Raw genomic sequence first — 22132 nt, 5'->3', positions numbered from 1 at the left:
GGACGTGCGCGACTCAGGCGGCCTTGGCCGTCGGCAGTTTCGACACGAGCCGCAGCGACACCGTGAGACCTTCGAGCTGGTAGTGCGGGCGCAGGAAGAATTTCGACGTGTAGTAGCCCGGATTGCCCGCCACTTCCTCCACGATGACCTGCGCGTCGGCGAGCGGCTTGCGCGCCTTGGTGTCTTCGGCGGAATGCGTGGGGTCGCCATCGACGTACTGGAGAATCCAGTTCTGCAGCCAGCGCTCCATGTCGTCGCGTTCCTTGAACGAGCCGAGCTTGTCGCGCACGATGCACTTCAGGTAGTGCGCGAAGCGGCAGCACGCGAACAGATAAGGCAGACGCGCGGCGAGATTCGCGTTGGCGGTGGCGTCGGGGTCTTCGTATTCGGCGGGCTTGTGCAGCGACTGCGCGCCGATGAATGCCGCGAAGTCCGAGTTCTTCTTGTGCACGAGCGGCATGAAGCCGTTCCGGGCGAGCTCGGCCTCGCGCCGGTCGCTGATCGCGATCTCGGTCGGGCACTTCATGTCGACGCCGCCGTCGTCGGTCGGAAACGCATGCACCGGCAGACCCTCGACCGCCCCGCCCGACTCGACGCCGCGAATCCGCGAGCACCAGCCGGAGGTCTTGAACGAGCGCGTGATGTTCGCCGCCATCGCATACGATGCGTTCGCCCACGCGTACTTGCTGCTGTTCGCGCCCGTGGTGTCTTCCTCGAAGTCGAACGCCTCGACCGGGTCGGACTTCGCGCCGTAGGGCGCGCGCGCGAGAAAGCGCGGCATCGCGAGGCCGATATAGCGCGAGTCCTCGGAATCGCGCAGCGAGCGCCACGCGGCGTGCTCGGGCGTCTGGAAGATCTTGGTCAGATCGCGCGGATTGGCGAGCTCCTGCCACGACTCCATCAGAAGCGCCGCCGGGTCCGCGCCCGCGATGAATGGCGCGTGCGCCGCCGCCGCGATCTTCGCGATCTGCGTGAGCAGGTCCACATCCGGGCCGCTGTGATCGAAGTAGTAATCCGCGACCAGCGCGCCGTACGGCTCACCGCCGAACTGGCCGTACTCTTCCTCGTAGAGCTTCTTGAAGAGCGGGCTCTGATCCCATGCGACGCCGCGATATTTCTTCAGCGTCTTGTGCAGATCCGCCTTGGAGATGTTGAGCACGCGGATCTTGAGCGACTCGTCGGTCTCCGTGTTGTTCACGAGGTAATGCAGGCCGCGCCATGCGCTCTCGACCTTCTGGAACGGCTCGCTGTGCAGGATCAGGTTGATCTGCCCGGTGAGCGTCTGATCGATCTGCGCGATCAGCGCCTCGATGGTCGCGAGGACATCGCCGGAAATCACGCCGGTGTCGCGCAATGCCTGCTCGGCAAGCGTGCGTACCGCGTTCGCCACGGCGTCGCGGGCACGCTCGGACTTGGGCTTGAATTCCTTTTGCAAGAGCGTGGAGAAATCGTCGAGTCCGGGCGCCGCGTCCAATACGGCGGCGCTGCCCTGTTGCTGGATGCTGAGTTCGTTCATCGCGTCATGCTCCGGTGACGGGTTGGTCTGCGTCGTCGTTCCGACGAGGCTGGGTGGCGAGCGCCTTCATCAACGCGGGCTCTTCGAGCAGACGGGCGATCAGCGCTTCGGCGCCGGTCTTGCCGTCCATGTAGGTCAGGAGGTTCGCCAGTTGCGTGCGCGCTTCCAGCAGTTGCCGCAGCGGCTCGACCTTGCGTGCGATCGCGGCGGGCGTGAAGTCGTCCATGCTCTCGAAGGTCAGATCGACCGCGACGTTGCCGTCGCCCGTCAGCGTGTTGGGCACCTGCACCGCGACGCGCGGCTTCATCGACTTGAGACGTTCGTCGAAGTTGTCCACGTCGATTTCGAGAAACTTCCGTTCGGCGGCGGGCGCGAGCGGCTCGGCGGGCTGTCCCGCCAGATCCGCGAGCACGCCCATCACGAAGGGCAGGTTGACCTTCTTCTCCGAGCCGTAGATTTCGACGTCGTATTCGATCTGCACGCGCGGCGCGCGGTTGCGCGCGATGAATTTCTGACTGCTTTCCTTTGCCACGATGTCTGCTCCTTTGCTTTGCTTGTTTCCAGGGCCGCTCAGACGACGCCGCCCAGATGCCTGAATTGATGCGCGCCGTCCGGCGCGACGTCCTCGATGATTTCGATGAAGCTCTTGCCGACCAGCCTCCGCGCGCGGCGCAGCAGCACCGGCAACGGGCTCGACGGCTCGCACTCCGCGTAGTACGCGCAGATCGCGTCGAGCGCGTCGCTCACGTCTTGCGCGCTCGCGATGCGCCGGGGCGCTGCGGGCCCGGCCGCGACGACTCGATGCGTCGCCGGACCGGAACCCGCGCCCTCTTCACTGCTGCTGGTCTCCATCACCCTTCCCCTTTCCCCTGTATCCGGATCCAGCACTTCGACCCGCGCCGCCACGAACTCCCCGATGCGTCCGAGCGGCCGCGCGAGCGGCCCGAAATCGAGCGCGCGCGCCGGCCCCACGCGAGCGGTCAGCGTGCTCTCGATCTGCGCGAGCGACGCCCGCGCCGCCGAGAGCGCCGCGCTCATCGCCCGCGCTGCGCCGATGCCTGCCTGCGCGAACGCCGCATCGATCGCCGCGAGCGTCGGCATCTCGTCGCCTTCGACAAGCGGCGCTTCACCCGCCATCACATCGAGTTCGCGCAGTGCGAAACCGCGCTGGCCGCGCGGCGCGACGAACGGCACGTCGCGCAGATCGCCCACCAGTCCCGCGTCGTCGACGAGCGCCGAGAGCGCGTTGACCCGCGCGATCGGATCGTCGTCGTCGCTGGCATCGAGCTGCGGATGCACGCCGCCCCAGTGCTGATCGAGCAGCCCTTCGATCAGCGCAAGGCCGCGCGCCAGTCCGATGAAACCCTCGCGGACCGTGCCCGAACGCGTGTAATGCACCGCCACGCGCAAGTCGCGCGTGCGTTCGAGCAAGGTCATCGAGAGCGAGTGGGCGAGCGTCCAGTCGGGCGGCGTGGCGGCGATCACGGTGCCGCCGTACTGGGCGTCGGGCTTGCCGGCGAGCGCCTCTTCCAGCGACCGGAAATCGGCGCTGTACTCTTCGTCCGCGCCGCACGGAACATCCGGCGAGAGGTCGGTGAGCCAGGCTGCGATATCTGCGCGATTCATGGTGAGGTCCGAAAGAGGCGTGGGTTAGTTCGTGAGCGGGCGGTTCATTCCGACTTGTTCTTCGGGATGTTCCACTTGCCCGTCACCACGCCGCCCTTCTTCGCGCCGGTGTTGTCCTGCGGCTGATACTCCATGTTGAATTGCGCGAAGTTGAGCGTGACGCTCTCGGCAATCTGGTCGCCGCCGCCCGAGCCCACCGAGTGGCTGCTGATGAGCACTTCCTTGAGCGTGATCCTCAGATACTCGACCGGCTCGTTGCCGCCCGCCTTGCGCAGCGTGAGCACGGCCTCGGGCATGTGCACGCCCTGGCAGCACGACTGCACGATCGTGGGCGAGCTCTTGTCGACGTACTTGCTGATCGTGAGGTCCTGCACCGACGCGGTCCCGGTGCCGCCGCCCGTGCCGGTGTGCGTGGTGCCCATCTGCGAACAGCCCCAGGACCAGCTCAGCACTTCGATCTCTTCGGTGTGACCCACCGCCAGAGATTCACCCTTGATATCGCCCAGCTTCAGAAACATATCTACAGCCATGTCAGTCTCCAGAGAAAAATGCGCCTTGCGGCACAGGCAAAATTCGCGTCGCCATTGGATCGCGAAGCTTGGTTTGCGGGCTTTGGATGCACCGCATTGATTTGGATGCCTAATTTGTATCGATGCTTCGACGCGTTTTAAACGTCGCACATCAACCACTATTCACGTCGGGGTTCATTCGCCGAGCGCGCGGCGGATCGCCGCCGCCACGGCTGTCGCGTCGCCGCGTTCGCAGAGCGCAGCCCAGCTTTCAAGCGTGTTACGACTCACCGCCGGCGCTTCGCAAAGTTGCGCAAATCGTGCGAGGGTTGCCGTCGAACCGGCTATGCTATGAAAACGTTCGCGTCCGATGCACGCGTCCAGCATGACCGCCATGCCTGCCTGCCGGGCCCGGTCGAGGAGGGTCTCCATGATCTGTCTCCTATTCGGTGGTTCGAGTGCGCGCCGTTGCGCGATCCGTGACCCGAAAACAGCCGCCCCCGGCTGCTTATTCCGCAAAAAAAATCGAAAAATTTCTGGAATAGATCGGGTTCTGGAGTGTTGTCAATCATGAGCGCGCCCATCACAGGAGTTGCCGCGATGAACGACGACGACCTGACGACCGTCCTGCCGACGCTGTTGCCGCGGCTATGGCGGTTCGCGCTGCGGCTCACGCAGAACCAGCACGATGCCGAAGATCTGGTGCAGCGCGCCTGCGTGCGGGCGCTGGAGCGGCGCAGTCAGTTGCAGCCGGGCACGTCGACGCTGAGCTGGCTGTTTTCGATCGTGCATTCGACGTGGATGAACGAATTGCGCGCTCGTTCGATCCGCAGCCGCGGCAGCATGGACTGGCAGGACGAGGAGATCGAATCGTTCGCCGATCCTTCGGCGCGTAACCCGGAGCTCGATTTGCTGCATCGCCAGGTGATTGACGCGGTCGAGACGCTGCCCGAAGCGCAGCGCGTCGTGATGGTGCTGGTGGCGATCGAAGGCCTGAGCTATCGCGAGGCGGCCGAGGTGCTCGACGTGCCGATCGGCACGGTCATGAGCCGGCTGTCGCGCGCGCGGCTTACGATCGGTCAGAAATTCAGCGTGCAGGCCTCGACGGCAACAACTAGAAAAGGGGAATCCTTATGATGAATGTCGATGATTCGCTGCTGATGTCGTACGTCGACGGGGAGCTTTCGCCGGAGCAGCGCGCGGAAGTCGAAGCGGCGATCGCGCACTCCGACGAACTGGCGGCGCGCGCAGCGGCGCTGCAGGCGTCGGTCCTGCCGTATCGCGCCGCGTACGACCGGCAAACGGTTCCGCCCGTGCCGGACAGCCTCACGCGCCGCATCGAGGAGCTGGTGAGCGTCAGCGCGCCCCAGGAGCGCAAGGCGTCGCGCGGCACGCGCCGCTTTTCGATGCAGTGGGCGGCCGCGGCCTTCGTCGCGGGTGCGGTCTGCTCGGGCGTGCTCACCGGTTATCTCGGCGGCTACAATCCGTTGAATCGCGGCGCCGATCCGTGGGTGCAAAGCGTGGCGGACTATCAAGTGCTCTACGGACGCGACACGGTCGCCAATCTGCGGGACGACAAGGCCAGCACGGAGCAGGTTCTGGCCGATATCCACCAGCGCGACGGCATGCCGGTCGCGGTTCCCGATCTGCGTCAGGTCGGTCTCAAGTTCAAGCGCGTGCAGCGCCTGAATTACCATGACCGCCCGCTCATCCAGATGGTGTATCTGCCGGAGCGCGGCGATCCGGTCGCCCTGTGCGTGATCGAGGAAAACGAGGGCGACGCGCCGGTGCGCTCGGGTCAGGTCGGGGAAATGAAGACCGTCACGTGGCGCGCCAACCGGCTCGCTTACGTGCTGCTCGCCAAAACGCCTTCGCTCGATCTGCAGGCCGTCGGCAACAGCATCGCCAGTGGGAAGACGGTTCCGCTATACAGCGATCGCGTGGACGTATCGCACGACAGTTAGCGAGCGCGTGCGCCGCGGACCGCGGGCGCGGCGCATGCATCACGCGGGGCGCTTCGCCAGGACGTCCTTGACAACCGGAAGCGCTGAAAACACATTCGGCCAGCCAGCATAAAAGGCCAGTTGCGTCATCACTTCGGACGCCTGTTCCGCAATCAGTCCGTTATCCATCGCGCGATTCAGGTGATAGGTGAGTTGCGCGACCTGTCCCGTCGCAACCAGAGCGCTGACGGTGACGAGACTGCGATCCCTCGGCGCCAGACCGGGCCGTAACCACAAGTCATTGAACAGCGTGTCGCGGGTGAACTGAAGCACCCCGGGCGACACCAGGCCGAAATTCTGTTGTACCGTGCTTTCTCGCAGGGCCTCCGCGGCTTTGTCAAGCGGGAGAAGCTCGACCGTCGCGTCCGGCAACTGCGCCGCAGTGATTCCACGTCGCTCGAACACGGTGCTCGTCACTTTCGCAGCAGCGGTGGCGTTGGCCCAACCGGAATAAAACGCGAGATGGGTGATGATTTCTGAAATCTCGCCGGGCGTCAGTCCGCTGTCGAGCGCGAGATCGAGATAAGACGGCAACTCCGCGCTCTGATTTCGGGCGATCAGGACCGAGAGCGTAACGACACTTCGATCTCGTGCAGACAGTTGCGGGCGTTTCCACAGATTACCCAGCACTACGTCGTTCGTGTAGCGCTCGAGAGCAGGTGAAACGTTGCTCATTCCGGCAAACGATGTCGTGAAAGATAAGTGATCCGTACTGGTCATATCAGGTTTCCTTTCGAGCTGCGAGCAGGCGGTCGTGCCGAGCGCTACAGACAGCACCGCCACGGCGAATATCCTCATCGGCATGTCCTCCGGTCGCTTAGTCCGCAAATCTGAAATCTAACGCGCCCCGATGCCCGCGACTAGGCGCTAGAATCGGCAAACACCTATGAATCGAGTTCATCAATGCGTCGCGAAAGCTACAACGACCTCCTCGCACTGATTGCCGTCGCGCGCGAGCGCAGCTTCACGCGCGCCGCCGCGCAGCTCGGCGTATCGCAATCCGCCCTGAGTCATACCATCCGGGCGCTCGAGTCCCGGCTTGGCATGCGGCTGCTCACCCGCACGACGCGCAGCGTGGCGCCGACGGAAGCTGGCGAGCGTCTCATTCAGACGGTCGCTCCCCGCTTTGAGGAGATCGATGCCGAACTGGCCGCCGTATCAGAGTTCCGCGACACACCTGCAGGCACGATCCGCATTACCGCAACCGACTACGCGACCGAGACGATTCTGTGGCCCAGGCTGTCGCCGGTCCTGCGTGACTATCCGGACCTCAAGGTGGAAATCATCACCGACTATGGCCTCTCGGATATCGTGGCAGACCGCTACGACATCGGGGTTCGACACGGCGATCAGGTCGCGAAGGACATGATCGCCGTTCGCCTCGCCCCCGAAATGCGCATGGCGATTGTCGGAGCGCCGGAATACCTGAAGACGCGCGCGTTACCCAAGAAGCCTCAGGACCTCACCGCACACAACTGCATCAATCTCCGCTTGCCGACTCTAGGTGGCTTCTACTCGTGGGAGTTGAAGAAAGGCAATCGCGAGGTGCAGGTTCGCGTCGATGGCCAGCTCGCTTTCAATGGGACGTACCAGATGCTGGCTGCGGCGTTGTCGGGGTACGGCCTGGCCTACGTTCCCGCGGATCTTGTCCAGCCGCACGTCCAAGCGGGTCGCCTCGTCAAAGTACTGGATGACTGGTGTCCCACTTTCCCGGGCCTGCACGCGTGCTACGCGACCCGACGCGAGTTCTCACGCGCGATGACCGTCGTGATCGACGCGATCCGCTATCGCAAGGGCGAGCCGAAGCACCGATCGCGGAATTCATGAATCCATCTCATGAGGGTTTGCCGTTTTACGTACTTTATCGCTGGATACGTCCACCCTATCATTGCAGCCTGCATGGAGATGACTGGAATGGACTATCGATATCTGGGGCGCAGTGCCCTGAAGGTTTCGCCCCTCTGTCTGGGCACGATGATGTTCGGCGGCGAAACGGATGAAGCAACCTCGCGCCGGATCATCGACAAGGCGTTCGATCAAGGCGTCAACTTTCTCGACACCGCCGACGTGTACCACGCCGGTCGATCCGAAGAAATCGTCGGGCGCGCGATCGCTCAGCGGCGCGACGACTGGATCGTGGCGACCAAGTTCGGGTATCCGGCTTCGGCCAACGCTCGCCCAAACGAGCAAGGCCAGTCACGCAAATGGATCTGCCGGACGGTCGACGCCAGCCTGAAACGCCTCAGCACCGACTACATCGATGTGCTCTATTTCCATCGGGCGCTCAACGACGCGCCGCTGGAGGAAGGCGTTCGCGCCATCGGCGACCTCATTCGACAGGGCAAGGTGCGTTACTTCGGCCTGTCCAACTTCCGCGCCTGGCGCATCGCGGAGATCGTCCGCCTTGCGGATCAGATGGGTATCGATCGCCCCGTCGCGATCGAGCCGGTCTACAACATGGTCGACCGCACCGCCGAGCTGGAACTGATGCCCGCGGCCGGACACTACGGCATTGGCGTCGTGCCCTACAGCCCGCTCGCGCGAGGCGTACTGACCGGCAAATACGCGCCCGGCGACGCACCGCCAGTCGACTCGCGCGTCGCGCGCGGCGACAAACGCATCCAGCAGACCGAGTGGCGTCCTGAATCGCTCGCCATCGCACAGAAGGTCGCGGCGCACGCCGCCGAACGCGGCACCACTTCGATAGCGTTCGCGATCGCGTGGGTGCTTCGGAACAAGCTGGTGAGCGCTGCCATCGCCGGGCCTCGCACGGAAGCGCAATGGGACAGCTATATGGATGCGCTGACCTTCCAGCTCGGTTTGGATGACGAACGGTTCGTGGACAGTCTGGTACCCGCCGGTCATGCATCGACGCCCGGCTACACGGACCCCAACTATCCGGTCGAGGGCCGTCCTGTGTAGGCGCGCCGGCGGTCACTAGCGACCGCGAAAGCCAGAGTTGAACAGCCGCGAGATCAGCAACAGGCAAAGCACCCCGGCGAGCACGGGCAGCAGCAGAAACTTCACCGACGCCCCGCCCGCCAGCATGATGACCAGCGGGTCCGCGCCCGCCGGCGGGTGCACCGTGCGCGTCAGTTGCATCGCCGCGATAGCGAGTCCGACGGCGATCGCCATCTGCCATAAGCCGACGCCTGCGAGCGCGCAGACGCCTACGCCAATCGCAGATGCAATCAAATGCCCGAACACGAGATTCCTCGGCTGGGCAAACGCGCTCTCGGGCACCGCGAAAAGCAGCACGCACGACGCGCCGAAAGGCGCGATCAGAAGCGGCAAGCCCGTGGTCTTCGCGAGCATGCCGAGGACGCCGATCGCCACTGTGCCCCCAAGAAAACCGAGCAACGCAGGTCCTGCCATGATGCGAGCCGTTGCTCGCATCCCTCCGCCGGATACATTTTCCATTTCGTCGTGACGAGTTTGGTTGATACGCCGCGATGCGTGAGGTCTCACCCATCGCGGCGCGATGGCCATGCCCAATCAGGCAACCTTGAATCGGCTTGCTTCTTCCGAGCCTTTGGTCGCGTTGCCGGCGGAATAGGAATGCGCACCGGTACCGGCGAGCTTGCCGCCATCGACGATCAGGTACTCGTCGCGAATCGGACGCTCGCCGAACCAGCATTCCAGAATCTCACGCGTGCCGGCCGCATAGCGCGTCTGCGCGGACAGCGTCGTGCCGGACGTGTGCGGCGTCATGCCCTGGTGCGGCATCGTGCGCCACGGATGATCACGCGGCGCGGGCTGCGGGAACCAGACATCGCCTGCGTAGCCTGCGAGCTGCCCGGTTTCGAGCGCGTGCACGATGGCATCCCGATCGCAGATCTTGCCGCGCGCAGTGTTGACGATGTACGCGCCACGCTTCATCTTCGAGATCATCTTCTCGTTGAACAGATGCTCGGTCTCGGGGTGAAGCGGACAGTTGATCGTCACGATGTCGCAGACCTTCACCATCGATTCGACGCTGTCGTGCCACGTCAGGTTGAGCTCGCGCTCGATCTCAGCGGACAGACGATGGCGGTCCGTGTAATGCAGCTTGACGTCGAACGGTTTCAGACGGCGCAACACGGCAATACCGATACGCCCGGCCGCCACCGTGCCCACGTGCATGCCTTCGAGGTCGTAGGCACGTTCGACGCAATCGGCGATGTTCCAGCCGCCCTTCTTCACCCACTCGTGCGAGGGCAGATAGTTGCGCACTTGCGAGAGGATCATCATGACGACGTGTTCGGCCACGCTGATACTGTTGCAGTACGTCACCTCGGCGACCGTGACGCCGCGCTCGATCGCGGCCTGCAGATCGACGTGATCCGAGCCGATTCCGGCTGTGAGCGCGAGCTTGAGCTTCGGCGCCTTCGCGATGCGCTCGGCCGTCAGGTACGCCGGCCAGAACGGCTGCGAAATCACGACTTCCGCATCATGCAGTTCGCGCTCGAACACGGAATCCGGTCCGTCCTTGTCGGACGTGACGACCAGCGTATGCCCTTGCGATTCGAGAAAGCGCCGCAAGCCCAGTTCGCCCGATACGCTGCCGAGCAACTCGCCCGGCGTGAAGTCGATTGCATCGGGCGTCGGCGCGGTCTGGCCGCCGGGATAGCTCGTGATTTCGGGCACGCCGTCGCGGGCGTATTTTTTCGGCATGCCGTTGACGGGATCGTCGTAAAGCACGCAAAGGACCTTGGCCATATCGTCTCGCTCCGTTTGATTTGAAAGATCGACCCGGCGAGCCATGATGCGCCGGGTCGATGGAGCCAAGTCTCGGCGAACGGGTATGGTCGCGTCCAATCGTTTGGACGTATGCGCTGATAAGCGCGGCTTATCAAGCGCCGCGTTGCGCGCGCGGCAACAGCGTATCGAAGCGCTGCTGGAGATCGAGTTCGCCGACCGCGCTCCACATCGCCGCGACGAGCGGCGGCATGGCCGGCGCGCTGCGCGTAATGAGCCCGATCTCGCGTGTGAGTTCGGGTTCGAGGGGAATCGCGCGCACGCCGCGTTCCTTGCCGTCGATCACACTGAGAAGACTATGCGGAAGGATGCTGTGCAGCCCCGCGTGCTGCACGTTCGAATGCAGGGCGAGCAGCGAATCGGTTTCCAGCACGACGGTCGGCTGCACGCTCGCGCGCCTGAACGCCGCGCTGATCACCTGGCGATTCTGCATGGCCGTGCCGAGCAGACAGAACGGCAGGTTGCCCAGCTCCGACCAGCGCGCCGCGCGCGGGCGAGCACGCGAGTGCGCCCCCGCCGGTGACAGCAGAAAATAGCGTTCGAGATACAGCGGCAGAACCGCGAAGCCGGCCTGCACGCGTTTGTCGAGGTACGTGAAGCCGATGTCGATCTCGTAGTCGTCGAGTTGACGGAGAATGACGTCGGAACTCAGCGAGCGCACGGTGTAATGGATCTCCGCGTGCTGGGCGCGGCACGCGCCGAGCAACAGGCCGATGATCGGCATGGTGGTCGGGATCACGCCGAAGCGCAGCGTCCCGCTCAGGCGCACCTGCGACGCCGACGCATCCTGGCGCATGTGTTCGAGCGCGGCGAGCGTCTGGCGCGCCCAGCCGAGCACGCGCTCGCCCTCCTCCGTGAAGCCAAGGAAGCGCCGCCCCCGTTTGACGATCACGAGGCCCAGTTCCGTTTCGAGGCTGCGGATTGCCGAGGACAAGGCCGGCTGCGACACGTTGCACAACTCGGCCGCTTTCGCGAAATGCTGCTCGGTCGCGAGCGTGACGAGATATTTCAGTTGGCGGATGAACATGTGGACGCGTCTTTACGGCCGCTCACGCGAGCAGATCTTCGTAGAACGCGCCGAAGGGCCGCGTCGGATGTGCGATCTGAATTTCCAGAATCCACAGACCGACGTCAGGGCACGCGTCGAAATCGCCGAGCTTGCCGGCCTTATAGATGGCATGCGGAAAATCGCTCACGCGATGGCCCTTGATGTCCAGATTGAGCCGCCAGCCGAGTTCGTGCGCGCGTTCTTCCGCATACTCGTAGAGTGCCTTGCCGCTCGAACCGGTCGCACGCCAGCGCGCTTCGACATCGTCGAAAATCTGTTTCGCGGCGGCCGCGCATGCCTTCATTTCCGCATCGTCGCCGACGACGAAAGTAGCGCCCGCATCGCCTTCGTGCCCGTGCCAGACGATGCCGAGGTCGATGAAGAAAATGTCGTCGTCGCCCAGCCGCGGATCGCCCTCGGAGCGTTCCTTGAAGGTCTTGAGCGTGTTCGCGCCGAAGCGCACCAGCGACGGATGCCAGATGCGCTCCATGCCGAGCGAGGTCATGATGCGCTTGCACGCAGCCGTCGCCTCCGATTCGAGCATGCCCGGCGCGATGATTGCGCCGAGCTCGTTGACCACGTCCCAGGTCCGGTCTCGCGCGAACTTCATCGATTCCAGTGTGAACTTCTCTCCGACGCGTTCTTGTGCCGTTTCCATTGCCGCTCCACGTTATATCCTCCCAAATATAACGAGGCGCGTCGAATCTGTCCACGCCGCCACTTCGATCGGCACACGGCGAGTCGCTCAGAGATACTCTACGTTCCCGTCGACGCTGATCGACTGTCCGGTGATGTTGCGAGCAGCGGGGGAAGCAAGAAAAAGCGCCGTGGCGGAGATGTCCTGCACCGTCACCATGCGACGCAACGAGATCTTCCTCAGGTAGTCGTCGCGCATCGCGTCTACCGTCACGCCCAGCGATTCCGCCCGCGCGGCGATCACGCGATCCATCCGTTCCCCTTGCACGATGCCCGGCAGAATGGCGTTGACTCGAATGTCGCTGGGCCCCAACTCGATCGCGAGCGATTTGGTGAGCCCGACCAGCGCCCATTTCGTCGCCGCGTAGGGCGTGCGAAACGCGTAGCCGAGCCTTCCCGCAACCGAAGACATCGTGATGATGCTCGCACTCCGCGAAGTCTCCTTCATGAGCGGCACCGCCTTGCGCAGGAAGTTGAACTGTCCGTTCAGATTGGTCGTGACCGTGCGCTCCCACTGCTGCGCGTCGATATCTTCGATAGCCCCTGTCGGACCGGCGATCCCGGCGTTGTTGATCAACAGATCGAGTCCGCCCAGCGCGCGCCCGGTTGCCGCGACGACCTGATCGACCTGGTCCGCGTCGCTCACGTCCGCGACGCAGCCACGCAACGACGTATTCGTCGACGTAAAGGCTTCGACGGCTGCGGCATCGACGTCGCAGATCATGACCTTCGCGTCGGCCTCGACGAACGCCTGAGCCATCGCGGCGCCGATGCCCGCAGCCGCGCCGGTGATCAATACCCGCAAGCCAGGCCGCGGCTTCAACAGTTCAAAAGTATTCATGTGGATTTCAGAGCGTCATGCCGCCGGACACTTCGATTACAGCGCCATTGATGTAGCTCGCCTCGTCGCTGGCGAGAAACGCGTAGACGTTCGCAACCTCTTCCGGCGCACCGAGGCGGCCCAGCGGCACCTGTTCGCGCATCCTGTGCAGAACGTCTTCGGGGATCGTCGACAGGATCGACGTGTCGATAAACCCGGGCGCGACAGCATTGACGCGAATGCCCTTCGGCCCGAGCTCCCGGCTCCAAGTCTTCGTGAAACCGATCACACCGAACTTGGACGCGGCGTAGTTGGTCTGGCCGAAATTCCCATAGATGCCGACGACCGAACTCGCATTCAGAATGACGCCCGAGCCTCGCACGATCATCCCTTCTGCGACGGCCTGGCTTGCATGGAAGACAGCGCGCAGGTTGACGTCGATGACCGCGTCGAACTGGTCGAGGGTCATCTTCTGGAGACGGGCGTCGCGCGTGATGCCCGCGTTGTTCACGAGCACGTCGACGCGGCCGAAGCGTTTGATCACGCTTGCGACCACCTCGTCGACGGCGAGCCGGTCAGTCATGTCGATGCAGTATGCCGCCGTTTCTGCACCCGCCTTCTGGCAAGCCTCCGTCACTTTCTTGAGCGCTTGCTCGTTGACATCGCACACGACGACCGTCGCACCTTCCTGCGCGAACTTGCGAGCGGTAGCTGCGCCAATGCCCTGCCCCGCGCCCGTAATCAGCGTTACCTTTTTCTGTAGTCTCATCTTTTCGCTCTGTGTCGATGGTTCAGGATTGCATGCCGGCAGCACTGCCGTTGCCAAGCGGGGACGATGCTTCGGTCTCGCGGCGAATCGCCTTTGCAAACAACGGCACGAGCAACAGCCCGAGCAACGACGCCACGAGAATGATGTAAAAGCCCGAATCGCTACGTCCGGTCACGGTCTCGGCCAATCCGAACAGGTAGGGTCCGACGAACCCGCCGATCAACCCGATCGTGTTGATGAACGCGAGACCTGCCGCGGCCTGAATGCCGTGCAGGCGCTTCATCGCAATCGCCCAGTACGACGGCAACACGCCGCCGGCAAAGAACGCTGTCACCGCAAGCAGCACCATGCGCGCCGCGGGGCTCGAGGTGGCGATGAACGCGCACGCGCCGGCGATGAGTCCCACCGTGAGCATGCCCAGGAACGCGCAGTCGTTGCCGTAGCGCCGATGAATCCGTGGCAGGATCAACACGCCCAGCAGGAAACCAAGACCGACGCTCGCGGCGAGCACCCCGACGAGCAGCGGCGACTTGACGTGCATCTGCTGAATCATCGAGGGCGCGAAAAAGTACAGCCCGACGAACGCCACCTGGTTGAGGAAGTAGATCAGGCCCATCAGAACGGTCGTCGGGCGCTTCAACGCCGCCATCCAGTCGGAAGACGTGAGTTCGGGATGTCCTTGCGCATCGGCGGCGGCACGCGACTCCAGCGCCTGCGCTTCCTCGGCGGACAGCCAGCGGGCGTCGCGCGGACGTTCCGGCATCTTGAAGAAAAGCAGAATGCCGACCAGAACGCTGGGAATGCCCTCGATCATGAACATCCACTGCCAGCCATGAAGGCCGCCGAGGCCGTTCATCTGCATCAGCGCGCCGCCGAGCGGACTGCCGAGCATCAGCGCAAGCGCCGGCGCGATGTAGATCCAGCCCACGACGACCGGCTTGTCGTTCGGTGCGAACCACAGCGTGACCATGTACATGAGCGCCGGAAAGAGCCCGGCCTCGGCGATGCCCAGCAACACGCGCAGAACGTAGAACGACCATTCGCCCTGCACCAGCATCATCGCGGTGGAAAGAATGCCCCACGTCACCGCGATTCTCGCGATCCATCGACGCGGCCCGATGCGATGCGCGGCAAGATTGCTCGGCACCTCCAGCAAGGCATAGCCGATGAAGAAGATGCCCGAACCCAATCCATACGCGGCGGCACTGATGCCGACGTCGATGGCCAGTTGCGCTTTCGCCAGCGCGACGTTCGTGCGATCGAGGAACGACATGAAGTAGATCGCACACATGAGTGGAATGAGTCGCTGCATCGCTTTGCGCGTCGCGGCGCGATGCAGCGTGTCGAAGTTATCGATGATGTTCATGTTGTCTCCGGGATGGGTCTGCGCCCTGTCTGCGAATATCGAGAGTTTTACGGTGTGACCTTGTCGCGCCCTTTCAGCCCGAGCATCGCGCGCGCTTCGTCCGGCGACGCGATGTCGAGCGACAGCTCTTCGAGGATTCGACGGATCTTGCGCACCTGCTGCGCGTTCGACTCGGCCTTGACGCCCTTGGCGATGTACACGCTGTCTTCCAGCCCGACGCGGACGTTGCCGCCGAGAATCGCGCTCATCGTGACCAGCGGCATCTGGTGACGGCCCGCGCCGAGCACGGAGAAGTGATAGTTCTCGCGTCCGAACAGGCGGTCGGCCGTTGCGCGCATCACGGTCATGTTCTCCGGGTCCGCGCCCATGCCGCCGAGAATGCCGAACACCGACTGAATGAAGAACGGTGGCTTGATCAAGCCCTGATCGACGAAATGCGCGAGATTGTAGAGATGTCCGAGGTCATAGCATTCGAACTCGAATCGGGTACCTTTATCGCCGAGTTCGAGCAGGATGCGTTTTATGTCCTTGAAGGTGTTGCGGAAGATCATGTCTTCCATGCCCTCGACATAGCCCTTTTCCCATTCGTAACGCCAGGACGATGTTTTCGCCGCGAGCGGATGGATCGAGAAGTTCATCGAACCCATGTTGAGCGAACACATCTCGGGCGCTGCACGCAGCGGATAAGCGAGCCGCTCTTCCAGGGTCATGCGCGTGCTGCCGCCTGTCGTGATGTTGATGACCGCGTCCGTCGCTTCTGCGATGGCGGGGACGAATTCGCGAAAGATGTCGGGGTTCGGCGTCGGGCGGCCGTCGTTCGGATCGCGCGCGTGGAGATGGATGATCGCCGCGCCCGCTTCGGCGGCTTCGATCGCCTGGTCACGGATCTGGGCGGGGGTGATCGGCAGATGCTCCGACATCGTCGGAACGTGGGTGGCGCCCGTGACAGCGCACGAAATGATGACCTTGCGGCTCGAATCGCTCATCGAAAAATCCTTGTCTCCGTTTCCGTTCAGCGCCTCCCTTGCACGGAGTGGCGCCTTGTGACTCGAATCTTATTGAGGTAGCATCCGCGAGAAAAGGTCTTTTTCGGACACCCGCGAGTCCTCAGAGGACAACAGAAAAAATGGCTACTCTTCGCCCTCCGCTGAACGAGCGTATGTTCGCGCCCTACAAGATCGCCGCACTGGTCGAGGTGCTTGCAGAGCAAGGCATCGCGCCCGAAGACAGCCTGAGCGGCTCGGGCGTCACGGTTGCCGAACTGCAGGACGCATCGGTTCTCACGTCCGTCGGGCAGTACGCGTCTGTCTGCAGGAACGCCGTGTCGCTGGGTTGCGAGCCGGCGACGCCCTTCAAGGTCGGACGCAAGCTGCACTTGTCCGCCTATGGGATGTATGGCTACGCGCTCATGTCGTGTTTGTCGTTGCGCGACTATTTCAAACTCGGCGTGAAGTATCACCGGCTGGCGACGCCGACCGTCGCTATCGAATGGACGGAGTATCCGGATCGCATGGTCTGGACATTTCCCGATGCGTTCACCTCGAGTCCGTCGCGTGAACTGCGCGAATTCATCATCGAGCAGCAATACACGCAACACGTGACGCATCTTCAGGACGTCGCCGGCGGTGTATGCCCGCCGGTGAAAGCGTGCTTCTCATATCCCGCGCCGGTGCACGCGGACATCTACGCCGAGTATCTCGGATGCGAATGCCTCTTCGATCAGGAGCAATGCGAGTTGATTTACGACAGCGCCATTCTCGAACGGAAGCCGCAACTCGCTCACCCTCTTACGACGACCTTGCTGCAAGAGACCTGCGACCGGTTGATTGGACAGGCGAAGACATCCAGTGGCGTCTCGGGCGAGGTGTATCAGAGCCTGATGGCCACGCCTGGATCCTTTCCCGACATGGAGAGCGTCGCGAAGTCGATGCATCTGACATCGCGCACCCTGAGGCGGCGACTGGACGAAGAAGGTTCGTCCTTCCAGGCAATCGTCGATGATGTCAAACGCTCGCTCGCGCTCGAATATCTCAAAACGACGAAGATGAGCACCGAGGACGTCGCGATGCTGCTTGGATTCAGCGATGCCGCGAATTTCCGTCGCGCGCTCAAGCGCTGGACGGGGAAGGGGGCGGAGGAGCTTCGTCGCTGAACGAAGATGATCCCGGCGAGCGCCCCCTCTATCTCGACAGCAATCCGAACACGGCTACACCGCTCCTCGTGCCCACATACACCTTGCCGTTCGCGATCATCGGCGTGATGAACTTGTTGCCCTGGCCGAACTGGTCTCGCGCGCCGAAGTCGTTGCTGCTGTAAAGCTGGTTTGCGAGATTCATCGCGTCGTATGCGCGCAGCACACCGACCGTGCCGTTTTCCGCCGCCCACAGGATGCCGTTCGCCGTGCCGTTCGCGGAAATGCTCGGCGTCGCGCCCGGGAAGCCGAACCTGTTCGCCGTCTGGCTCGTTGGCGCGCCCGACAGCGCGGCGTTCGAGATCGTGAACGCCTTGATGGTGTCGCCGACCGATCCGAAATACACCGTGTTGTTGAAATAGGCGGGCGCGCCGAACATCGACCCGCCGAGCCGGCCGACCAGTTCCTGGTAAATGTGGTCAGCGTTCGAATCGAACTTGCCCATCGAATAGCGGTTCACGACGTAGATCGTCTTGTTCTTGCCAGCGCCGATCGCGAGATGGCGCACCGCGCCGGTCGAATCGGTCATATCGGGCAGCACCATCGCGCCGCCGGAGCCGAGATCCTCGTCCTGATTCGATTCCTGCATCGTGTTCGACGGCTGGAAATAGTCCTGCACCCGCAGCGGTCCGAGATTGAGTCGCAGAAAGCCGTTGCCATAGTTGCCGTTGATCGGCATCTCGTGCTCGTTTTGCGTCGGGTCGAAGGTGCCGTTTCCATCGAGCAGATAGATGGCCTCGCCGTCGGACGCGAGGCCCGCTCCGCTCATCCAGATCGCGCCCATCTGGCCGTTGGGCGTCACGTTCAGCACGCTCGTCTGCTGGAGCGTGCCCGCGTCGTAGCCCATCACCCAGCCGGTATACGGCAGGAAATCGCAGTGCGAGGTCCATGCGGTATAGATGGTGCCGTTCAGCAGCAGCAACGCCGCGCGCTCCACGTACTGGCCCGGATCGAATGTGAGCGTGCCGTTCTGGCTGCCCGAGCCATTGCCCGGATAGGTCGCGCGAATTTCCGTCGGGCCGTTGAAGAGCTCGGCGCCCGTGGCGACGTCAAGTGCGTGGATGCGCTGGTGATAGCCGCCCGACGCGTCCCTCGACATGCCGACGACATAGATCGCGCCATTCGGCCCGCGCGTGCGATCGATGACCGGCGTCGCCGTGATGCCGATCCTCGGGGTGATCTGGGTGCAGCCGTGGTCGCCGCTCGGCGACTCGCCGTTGCCGAGCGTGGAGACCTTCCAGAGCACGGCGCCGCTGTCGGCATCGAAGGCGTAGACGCTCGCGTTTTCGGTCTCGACGTAGACGACGTTACGCGTGCCGCCCGCGATCGGCACGTCTGCGAGAAAGAGCGGCTGGGCGTCGACGAGGCCATCGACGGAAAAGAACGCGAGCTTGCCGAAGCTGCTCGCACGCACGTTCGCGGGCGTGAGGATCGTTTCGTTCAGTTGCTGGCCGGTGCGCGCGATGTCGTTGTGCCAGGTGACGACGTCCATCGGATTGCCGGCAGCCGACGTGCCCGCACTCGATGCATTCGCTACGCTCGACGCAGCCCTGCCAGCGGCGGCCGATGTCGAATCGCCGCTGGAGTCACCGCCGCTGCACGCGCCGATGATTGCCGCGACCAGCATGGCGCCGAGTGCGGCGGCACAAGCGGAAAGACGCGCATTCATGTGCATTCTCCTTCACCGGGAGGGCCGGAACGGGCAACGCAATGTCGAGCAACGACGATGCTAACAAAGCAATAACACGAGCGTCCCCGATGGTGACAGAAAAAGCGGACTTTCTCGCCAACGAACGTTCGGGTGCAACCGGGCGGCCTGATTTCGAATCAGGGCGGCAATGACGCTATTGCTCACGAACCTTGAAAGCGAATGTATCCGAGGACACATATTTACCTATTTATTTATCGTTCCGGACGTTTCTTGCCGATTTGGACTGCTAGTCTTCGATCCGGAGATATTGCAATACAAAAGAGCCAAGGGCTGCGACACATCTGCTCGCACCGGTCAGGCCGGATGTTCGACGTACAAGTCGCACCGTGATAGCCCGGAACGGGGATCGTAAAACGTGTCGATGAGGACGAATTCGGTGAGTCAGGAAAAGATGCCCGACGGTCTGAAATCCGGCATGGGTGCGATTGCTTTCGCCCTGACTCGCCGCGCTCTGCTTTGCGACATGGCTGCACTCGCGCTTGGCGCAGTGTCCCCTTTCTCGTTCGCACAACATGGCGGGCTGGGACTCGTCACGCCGCCGGTTCGCCTCGACGATACCTTGCTCGTCGACCAGTCGGGCAAAAAGCGGCTGTTGAACGACTTGCTCCGCCAGGGCGTTACCGCACTGCAGACGATATACACCGGCTGCGGCACGGTATGCCCGCTGCAAGGAACGCTTTTCAGCGCGGTTCAGGAACGGATCCCGGAAATCCGCGCTCATCGTCCCGTGCAATTGCTGTCGCTCGGAATCGATCCGCTTTCGGATTCACCGCCGGCATTGCGCGCCTGGCTTGCGCGTTTCCGGGCGGGTCCGGCGTGGATTGCGGCGACGCCAGCACTTACTGATGTAGACCGGATGCGAGTGGCGCTCTCAGGCAGCAACAGGCCCCTCGGCGACATCGCGGATCATTCGACACAGGTGTATTGCTTCGACGCCAACGCGATGTTGCGCTGGCGAAGCGCTGACCTTCCCCGCGTCGACGATCTCTGCGATGTGCTCCGCGCACTTGCACGTACATAAGCAGACTTCCTCCACGCGGAGCGAAACCATGCCAGCAATTCCTTCGACGAGGAACGCGGCCCGCTTGCTCGTCCGATGCATGCGCTTTTTGCTGGCGATGGCATTGCCGCTGGCTCTGGCAGGCATATCGCCCGCTGTCCGGGCGCAAACCTCCGCCCCCATCACGCTGAGCGGCACCAGCATGTGCGCGGACGTCAGCGGTGCGGCACTGGCGCCGGGAGCACCCGTGATTTCCTGGCCCTGCTGGGGCGGCGCAAATCAGAAATGGCTCCCTGTTGCGACCGGCACCCGGTACAACCTCGTCAACCAGAACAGCGGCCTGTGCCTGGACGTGTCGGGCCAGGCCCGCGACCCAGGCGGCCCGATCATCCAGTGGACCTGCAATGGCGGCTTGAATCAGGCCTTCTCGCTGATGCCGCAAGGCGCGGGCTATGCAATCGTCGCGGGACATAGCGGCTTGTGCGTGAGCGCGTCTAGTACGACCTCCCAGGGGGTCCAGCTCACGCAACAGGTGTGCAACGGCAGCGCGACACAGACCTGGCAAGTGAGCGGCTTGCCGGCGCCGAGAACCGTATTGCCCTCGAAGTGGACGGCGCCCATCACGGTGCCGCTCGTCCCGTTGCAGGCCGCCAATCTTCCCAACGGAAACGTGCTGGTCTGGTCTGCGGACAGCGCGCTCAACTTCACCACCGGCGAGGTCACGCCGGGCAAGACCTACACGGCAATCTTCAATCCATCGACCGGCAACAGCAGGCAAGTGATCGTGAGCAATACCGGACACGACATGTTCTGCCCGGGCATCGCCAATCTCCCCGATGGCCGGATTTTCGTCACCGGCGGTTCGAGCACGAGACTGACCAGCATTTATTCGCCTTCGACGAACACGTGGACCGCGAGCGATCACATGAACATTTCACGCGGCTATCAGGGAAGCGTGACCTTGAGCAACGGCAACGTGTTCCTGGTGGGCGGCTCGTGGAACGGCGGGCTCGGGGGAAAGACCGGTGAGACCTGGACCCCGGGTTCGGGCTGGCAGATTAACGGCGCCATCACCGACGACACCATCCTCACCAACGACAACGCGGGCGTATTTCGCGCCGACAATCACGCATGGCTGTTCGCGGTCGCCAATGGACGCGTGTTTCACGCGGGCCCCAGCCGGGCCATGCACTGGTTCGATACAGCCGGCAACGGCAGCGTCACCCAGGCAGGCAACCGGGGGCGCGACAGCGATGCGATGAACGGCAACGCCGTCATGTACGACGTCGGCAAGATTCTCGCGGTCGGCGGCGCGCCGAGCTACGATCAATCTCAGGCCACGTCCAATGCGACGCTCATCAACATCAGTAACGGAACGGCGGTGACGCAGACCATCGCGCCGATGATCTACCAGCGCGCGTTCAGCAACAGCGTCGTGCTGCCGAACGGACAGGTCGTCGTGGTCGGCGGACAGACTTTTGCTGCGCCTTTCTCGGACGACAACGCGATCCTCACCCCGGAACTGTGGGACCCGGCGACCAATGCGTTTTCTCCGCTCGCCGCTCAGGCCGTGCCGCGCACCTATCACAGCGTCGCGCTGCTCCTGAACGACGGGCGCGTGCTGAGCGGCGGCGGCGGATTGTGCGGAGCCTGCGCGACCAACCACACCGACGTGGAGATATTGACGCCGCCGTATCTGCTCAACGCGGACGGCTCGACCGCGTCCCGGCCCAGTCTCAATTCCGTGCCGTCCGACGCGCAGCTCGGCACGACGATCGTCGTGACGGCCAGCAGGGGAATGAGTGCATTCACGCTGATGCGCTCCTCGTCGGTCACGCATTCGCTGAACAACGAGCAGCGACGCGTGCCGCTTACGTTCACGGTGGGTACCGGCGGTGAATATCAGTTGAAGATTCCTTCCGATCCCGGCGTCGTGGTTCCCGGCTATTACATGCTGTTCGCCCTGAACGCGAAGGGCGTGCCGAGTGTCTCGCGCGTGCTGCTGGTGCATTGAAATGGCGCGGCCATTTCGCTCTGTGACGCGAACCGCCGCGATCGGACTTGCCCTTGTCGCGATGACACCTTCCGCACATGCGCAGGCCGCGTGCGAACCCGCCAACCTGGGCTGTGCGATATTCAA

Annotated in this window: 22 protein-coding genes; 7 read left to right on the top strand and 15 right to left on the bottom strand. The window is 63.3% G+C overall.

Annotated features, from left to right (window positions below; translation table 11 throughout):
- Positions 1–13: 13 nt before the first annotated feature.
- The 5 genes from tssC to AWB80_RS38760 all read right to left on the bottom strand — a co-directional run bounded on the left by tssC (position 14) and on the right by AWB80_RS38760 (position 4083).
- Complete coding sequence (gene tssC, locus AWB80_RS38780) at positions 14–1516, bottom strand: type VI secretion system contractile sheath large subunit (protein WP_061179914.1); 1503 nt, start codon at positions 1514–1516, stop codon at positions 14–16.
- Between the two features lie 4 nt (positions 1517–1520).
- The gene (tssB, locus tag AWB80_RS38775) at positions 1521–2048 is read right to left on the bottom strand and encodes a type VI secretion system contractile sheath small subunit (protein ID WP_061179913.1); all 528 of its coding nucleotides are present in this window, start codon (positions 2046–2048) and stop codon (positions 1521–1523) included.
- Between the two features lie 38 nt (positions 2049–2086).
- Complete coding sequence (tssA, locus tag AWB80_RS38770; protein ID WP_061179912.1) at positions 2087–3142, bottom strand: type VI secretion system protein TssA; 1056 nt, start codon at positions 3140–3142, stop codon at positions 2087–2089.
- A gap of 44 nt (positions 3143–3186) precedes the next feature.
- Positions 3187–3672, bottom strand: a complete 486-nt coding sequence (locus tag AWB80_RS38765; protein ID WP_061179911.1) for an Hcp family type VI secretion system effector — start codon at positions 3670–3672, stop codon at positions 3187–3189.
- A gap of 174 nt (positions 3673–3846) precedes the next feature.
- Positions 3847–4083: a hypothetical protein gene (locus tag AWB80_RS38760; RefSeq protein ID WP_035498969.1), complete on the bottom strand. Its 237-nt coding sequence runs from the start codon at positions 4081–4083 to the stop codon at positions 3847–3849.
- Between the two features lie 168 nt (positions 4084–4251).
- On the opposite strand from AWB80_RS38760, the gene AWB80_RS38755 reads away from it, so the two are divergent.
- Both AWB80_RS38755 and AWB80_RS38750 read left to right on the top strand, forming a co-directional pair.
- Positions 4252–4788, top strand: a complete 537-nt coding sequence (locus AWB80_RS38755) for an RNA polymerase sigma factor (protein WP_061179910.1) — start codon at positions 4252–4254, stop codon at positions 4786–4788.
- Positions 4785–5615: an anti-sigma factor family protein gene (locus tag AWB80_RS38750; protein WP_244206981.1), complete on the top strand. Its 831-nt coding sequence runs from the start codon at positions 4785–4787 to the stop codon at positions 5613–5615. Before AWB80_RS38755 ends, AWB80_RS38750 begins: the two co-directional genes overlap by 4 nt.
- 39 nt (positions 5616–5654) lie before the next feature.
- Here the strand turns inward: AWB80_RS38750 and AWB80_RS38745 are convergent, their stop codons facing one another.
- Positions 5655–6452 (bottom strand): carboxymuconolactone decarboxylase family protein, encoded by a 798-nt coding sequence (locus tag AWB80_RS38745; protein WP_061179926.1) that lies wholly within the window; start codon positions 6450–6452, stop codon positions 5655–5657.
- A gap of 105 nt (positions 6453–6557) precedes the next feature.
- Here AWB80_RS38745 and AWB80_RS38740 point away from each other — a divergent pair, with 105 nt between their 5' ends.
- Complete coding sequence (locus tag AWB80_RS38740; RefSeq protein ID WP_061179909.1) at positions 6558–7481, top strand: LysR family transcriptional regulator; 924 nt, start codon at positions 6558–6560, stop codon at positions 7479–7481.
- Positions 7482–7568: 87 nt separating this feature from the next.
- Positions 7569–8576 carry an aldo/keto reductase gene (locus tag AWB80_RS38735; protein WP_061179908.1) on the top strand — a complete coding sequence of 336 codons (1008 nt, stop codon included), beginning with the start codon at positions 7569–7571 and terminating at the stop codon, positions 8574–8576.
- Positions 8577–8591: 15 nt separating this feature from the next.
- On the opposite strand, the gene AWB80_RS38730 is transcribed toward AWB80_RS38735, so the two are convergent.
- The 8 genes from AWB80_RS38730 to kce form a co-directional block, all read right to left on the bottom strand.
- Positions 8592–9029 carry an HPP family protein gene (locus AWB80_RS38730; RefSeq protein WP_208635750.1) on the bottom strand — a complete coding sequence of 146 codons (438 nt, stop codon included), beginning with the start codon at positions 9027–9029 and terminating at the stop codon, positions 8592–8594.
- Positions 9030–9149: 120 nt separating this feature from the next.
- Positions 9150–10352: an NAD-dependent formate dehydrogenase gene (locus tag AWB80_RS38725; RefSeq protein ID WP_061179907.1), complete on the bottom strand. Its 1203-nt coding sequence runs from the start codon at positions 10350–10352 to the stop codon at positions 9150–9152.
- Between the two features lie 133 nt (positions 10353–10485).
- The gene (locus AWB80_RS38720) at positions 10486–11418 is read right to left on the bottom strand and encodes a LysR family transcriptional regulator (protein WP_061179906.1); all 933 of its coding nucleotides are present in this window, start codon (positions 11416–11418) and stop codon (positions 10486–10488) included.
- A gap of 22 nt (positions 11419–11440) precedes the next feature.
- On the bottom strand, positions 11441–12097 hold the full coding sequence (locus tag AWB80_RS38715) for a M24 family metallopeptidase (protein ID WP_061179905.1): 657 nt from the start codon (positions 12095–12097) through the stop codon (positions 11441–11443).
- A gap of 87 nt (positions 12098–12184) precedes the next feature.
- Complete coding sequence (locus AWB80_RS38710) at positions 12185–12976, bottom strand: SDR family oxidoreductase (protein ID WP_061179904.1); 792 nt, start codon at positions 12974–12976, stop codon at positions 12185–12187.
- A gap of 7 nt (positions 12977–12983) precedes the next feature.
- A complete protein-coding gene (fabG, locus tag AWB80_RS38705; protein ID WP_061179903.1) occupies positions 12984–13724 on the bottom strand; it encodes a 3-oxoacyl-ACP reductase FabG in 741 nt (246 codons plus the stop codon).
- Positions 13725–13746: 22 nt separating this feature from the next.
- Complete coding sequence (locus AWB80_RS38700; protein WP_061179902.1) at positions 13747–15090, bottom strand: MFS transporter; 1344 nt, start codon at positions 15088–15090, stop codon at positions 13747–13749.
- A gap of 47 nt (positions 15091–15137) precedes the next feature.
- Positions 15138–16076, bottom strand: a complete 939-nt coding sequence (gene kce, locus AWB80_RS38695) for a 3,5-dioxohexanoate:acetyl-CoA acetone transferase (protein ID WP_061179901.1) — start codon at positions 16074–16076, stop codon at positions 15138–15140.
- A 140-nt stretch (positions 16077–16216) separates the two neighbouring features.
- Here kce and AWB80_RS38690 point away from each other — a divergent pair, with 140 nt between their 5' ends.
- The gene (locus AWB80_RS38690) at positions 16217–17242 is read left to right on the top strand and encodes an AraC family transcriptional regulator (RefSeq protein ID WP_061179900.1); all 1026 of its coding nucleotides are present in this window, start codon (positions 16217–16219) and stop codon (positions 17240–17242) included.
- A 28-nt stretch (positions 17243–17270) separates the two neighbouring features.
- Here AWB80_RS38690 and AWB80_RS38685 read toward each other — a convergent pair whose 3' ends face one another.
- A complete protein-coding gene (locus AWB80_RS38685) occupies positions 17271–18950 on the bottom strand; it encodes a PQQ-binding-like beta-propeller repeat protein (protein ID WP_061179924.1) in 1680 nt (559 codons plus the stop codon).
- 433 nt (positions 18951–19383) lie between these two features.
- On the opposite strand from AWB80_RS38685, the gene AWB80_RS38680 reads away from it, so the two are divergent.
- Both AWB80_RS38680 and AWB80_RS38675 read left to right on the top strand, forming a co-directional pair.
- On the top strand, positions 19384–20013 hold the full coding sequence (locus AWB80_RS38680) for an SCO family protein (protein WP_061179923.1): 630 nt from the start codon (positions 19384–19386) through the stop codon (positions 20011–20013).
- A 28-nt stretch (positions 20014–20041) separates the two neighbouring features.
- Entirely contained in the window at positions 20042–22006 is a 1965-nt protein-coding gene (locus AWB80_RS38675; RefSeq protein WP_061179899.1) for an RICIN domain-containing protein, read from the top strand.
- Positions 22007–22132 lie beyond the last annotated feature (126 nt).

Source organism: Caballeronia pedi, from assembly GCF_001544915.2.
Taxonomy (GTDB): domain Bacteria; phylum Pseudomonadota; class Gammaproteobacteria; order Burkholderiales; family Burkholderiaceae; genus Caballeronia; species Caballeronia pedi.
The sequence above is the reverse complement of the archived record's forward strand: the minus strand, read 5'-3'. Positions and strand labels throughout refer to the sequence as shown.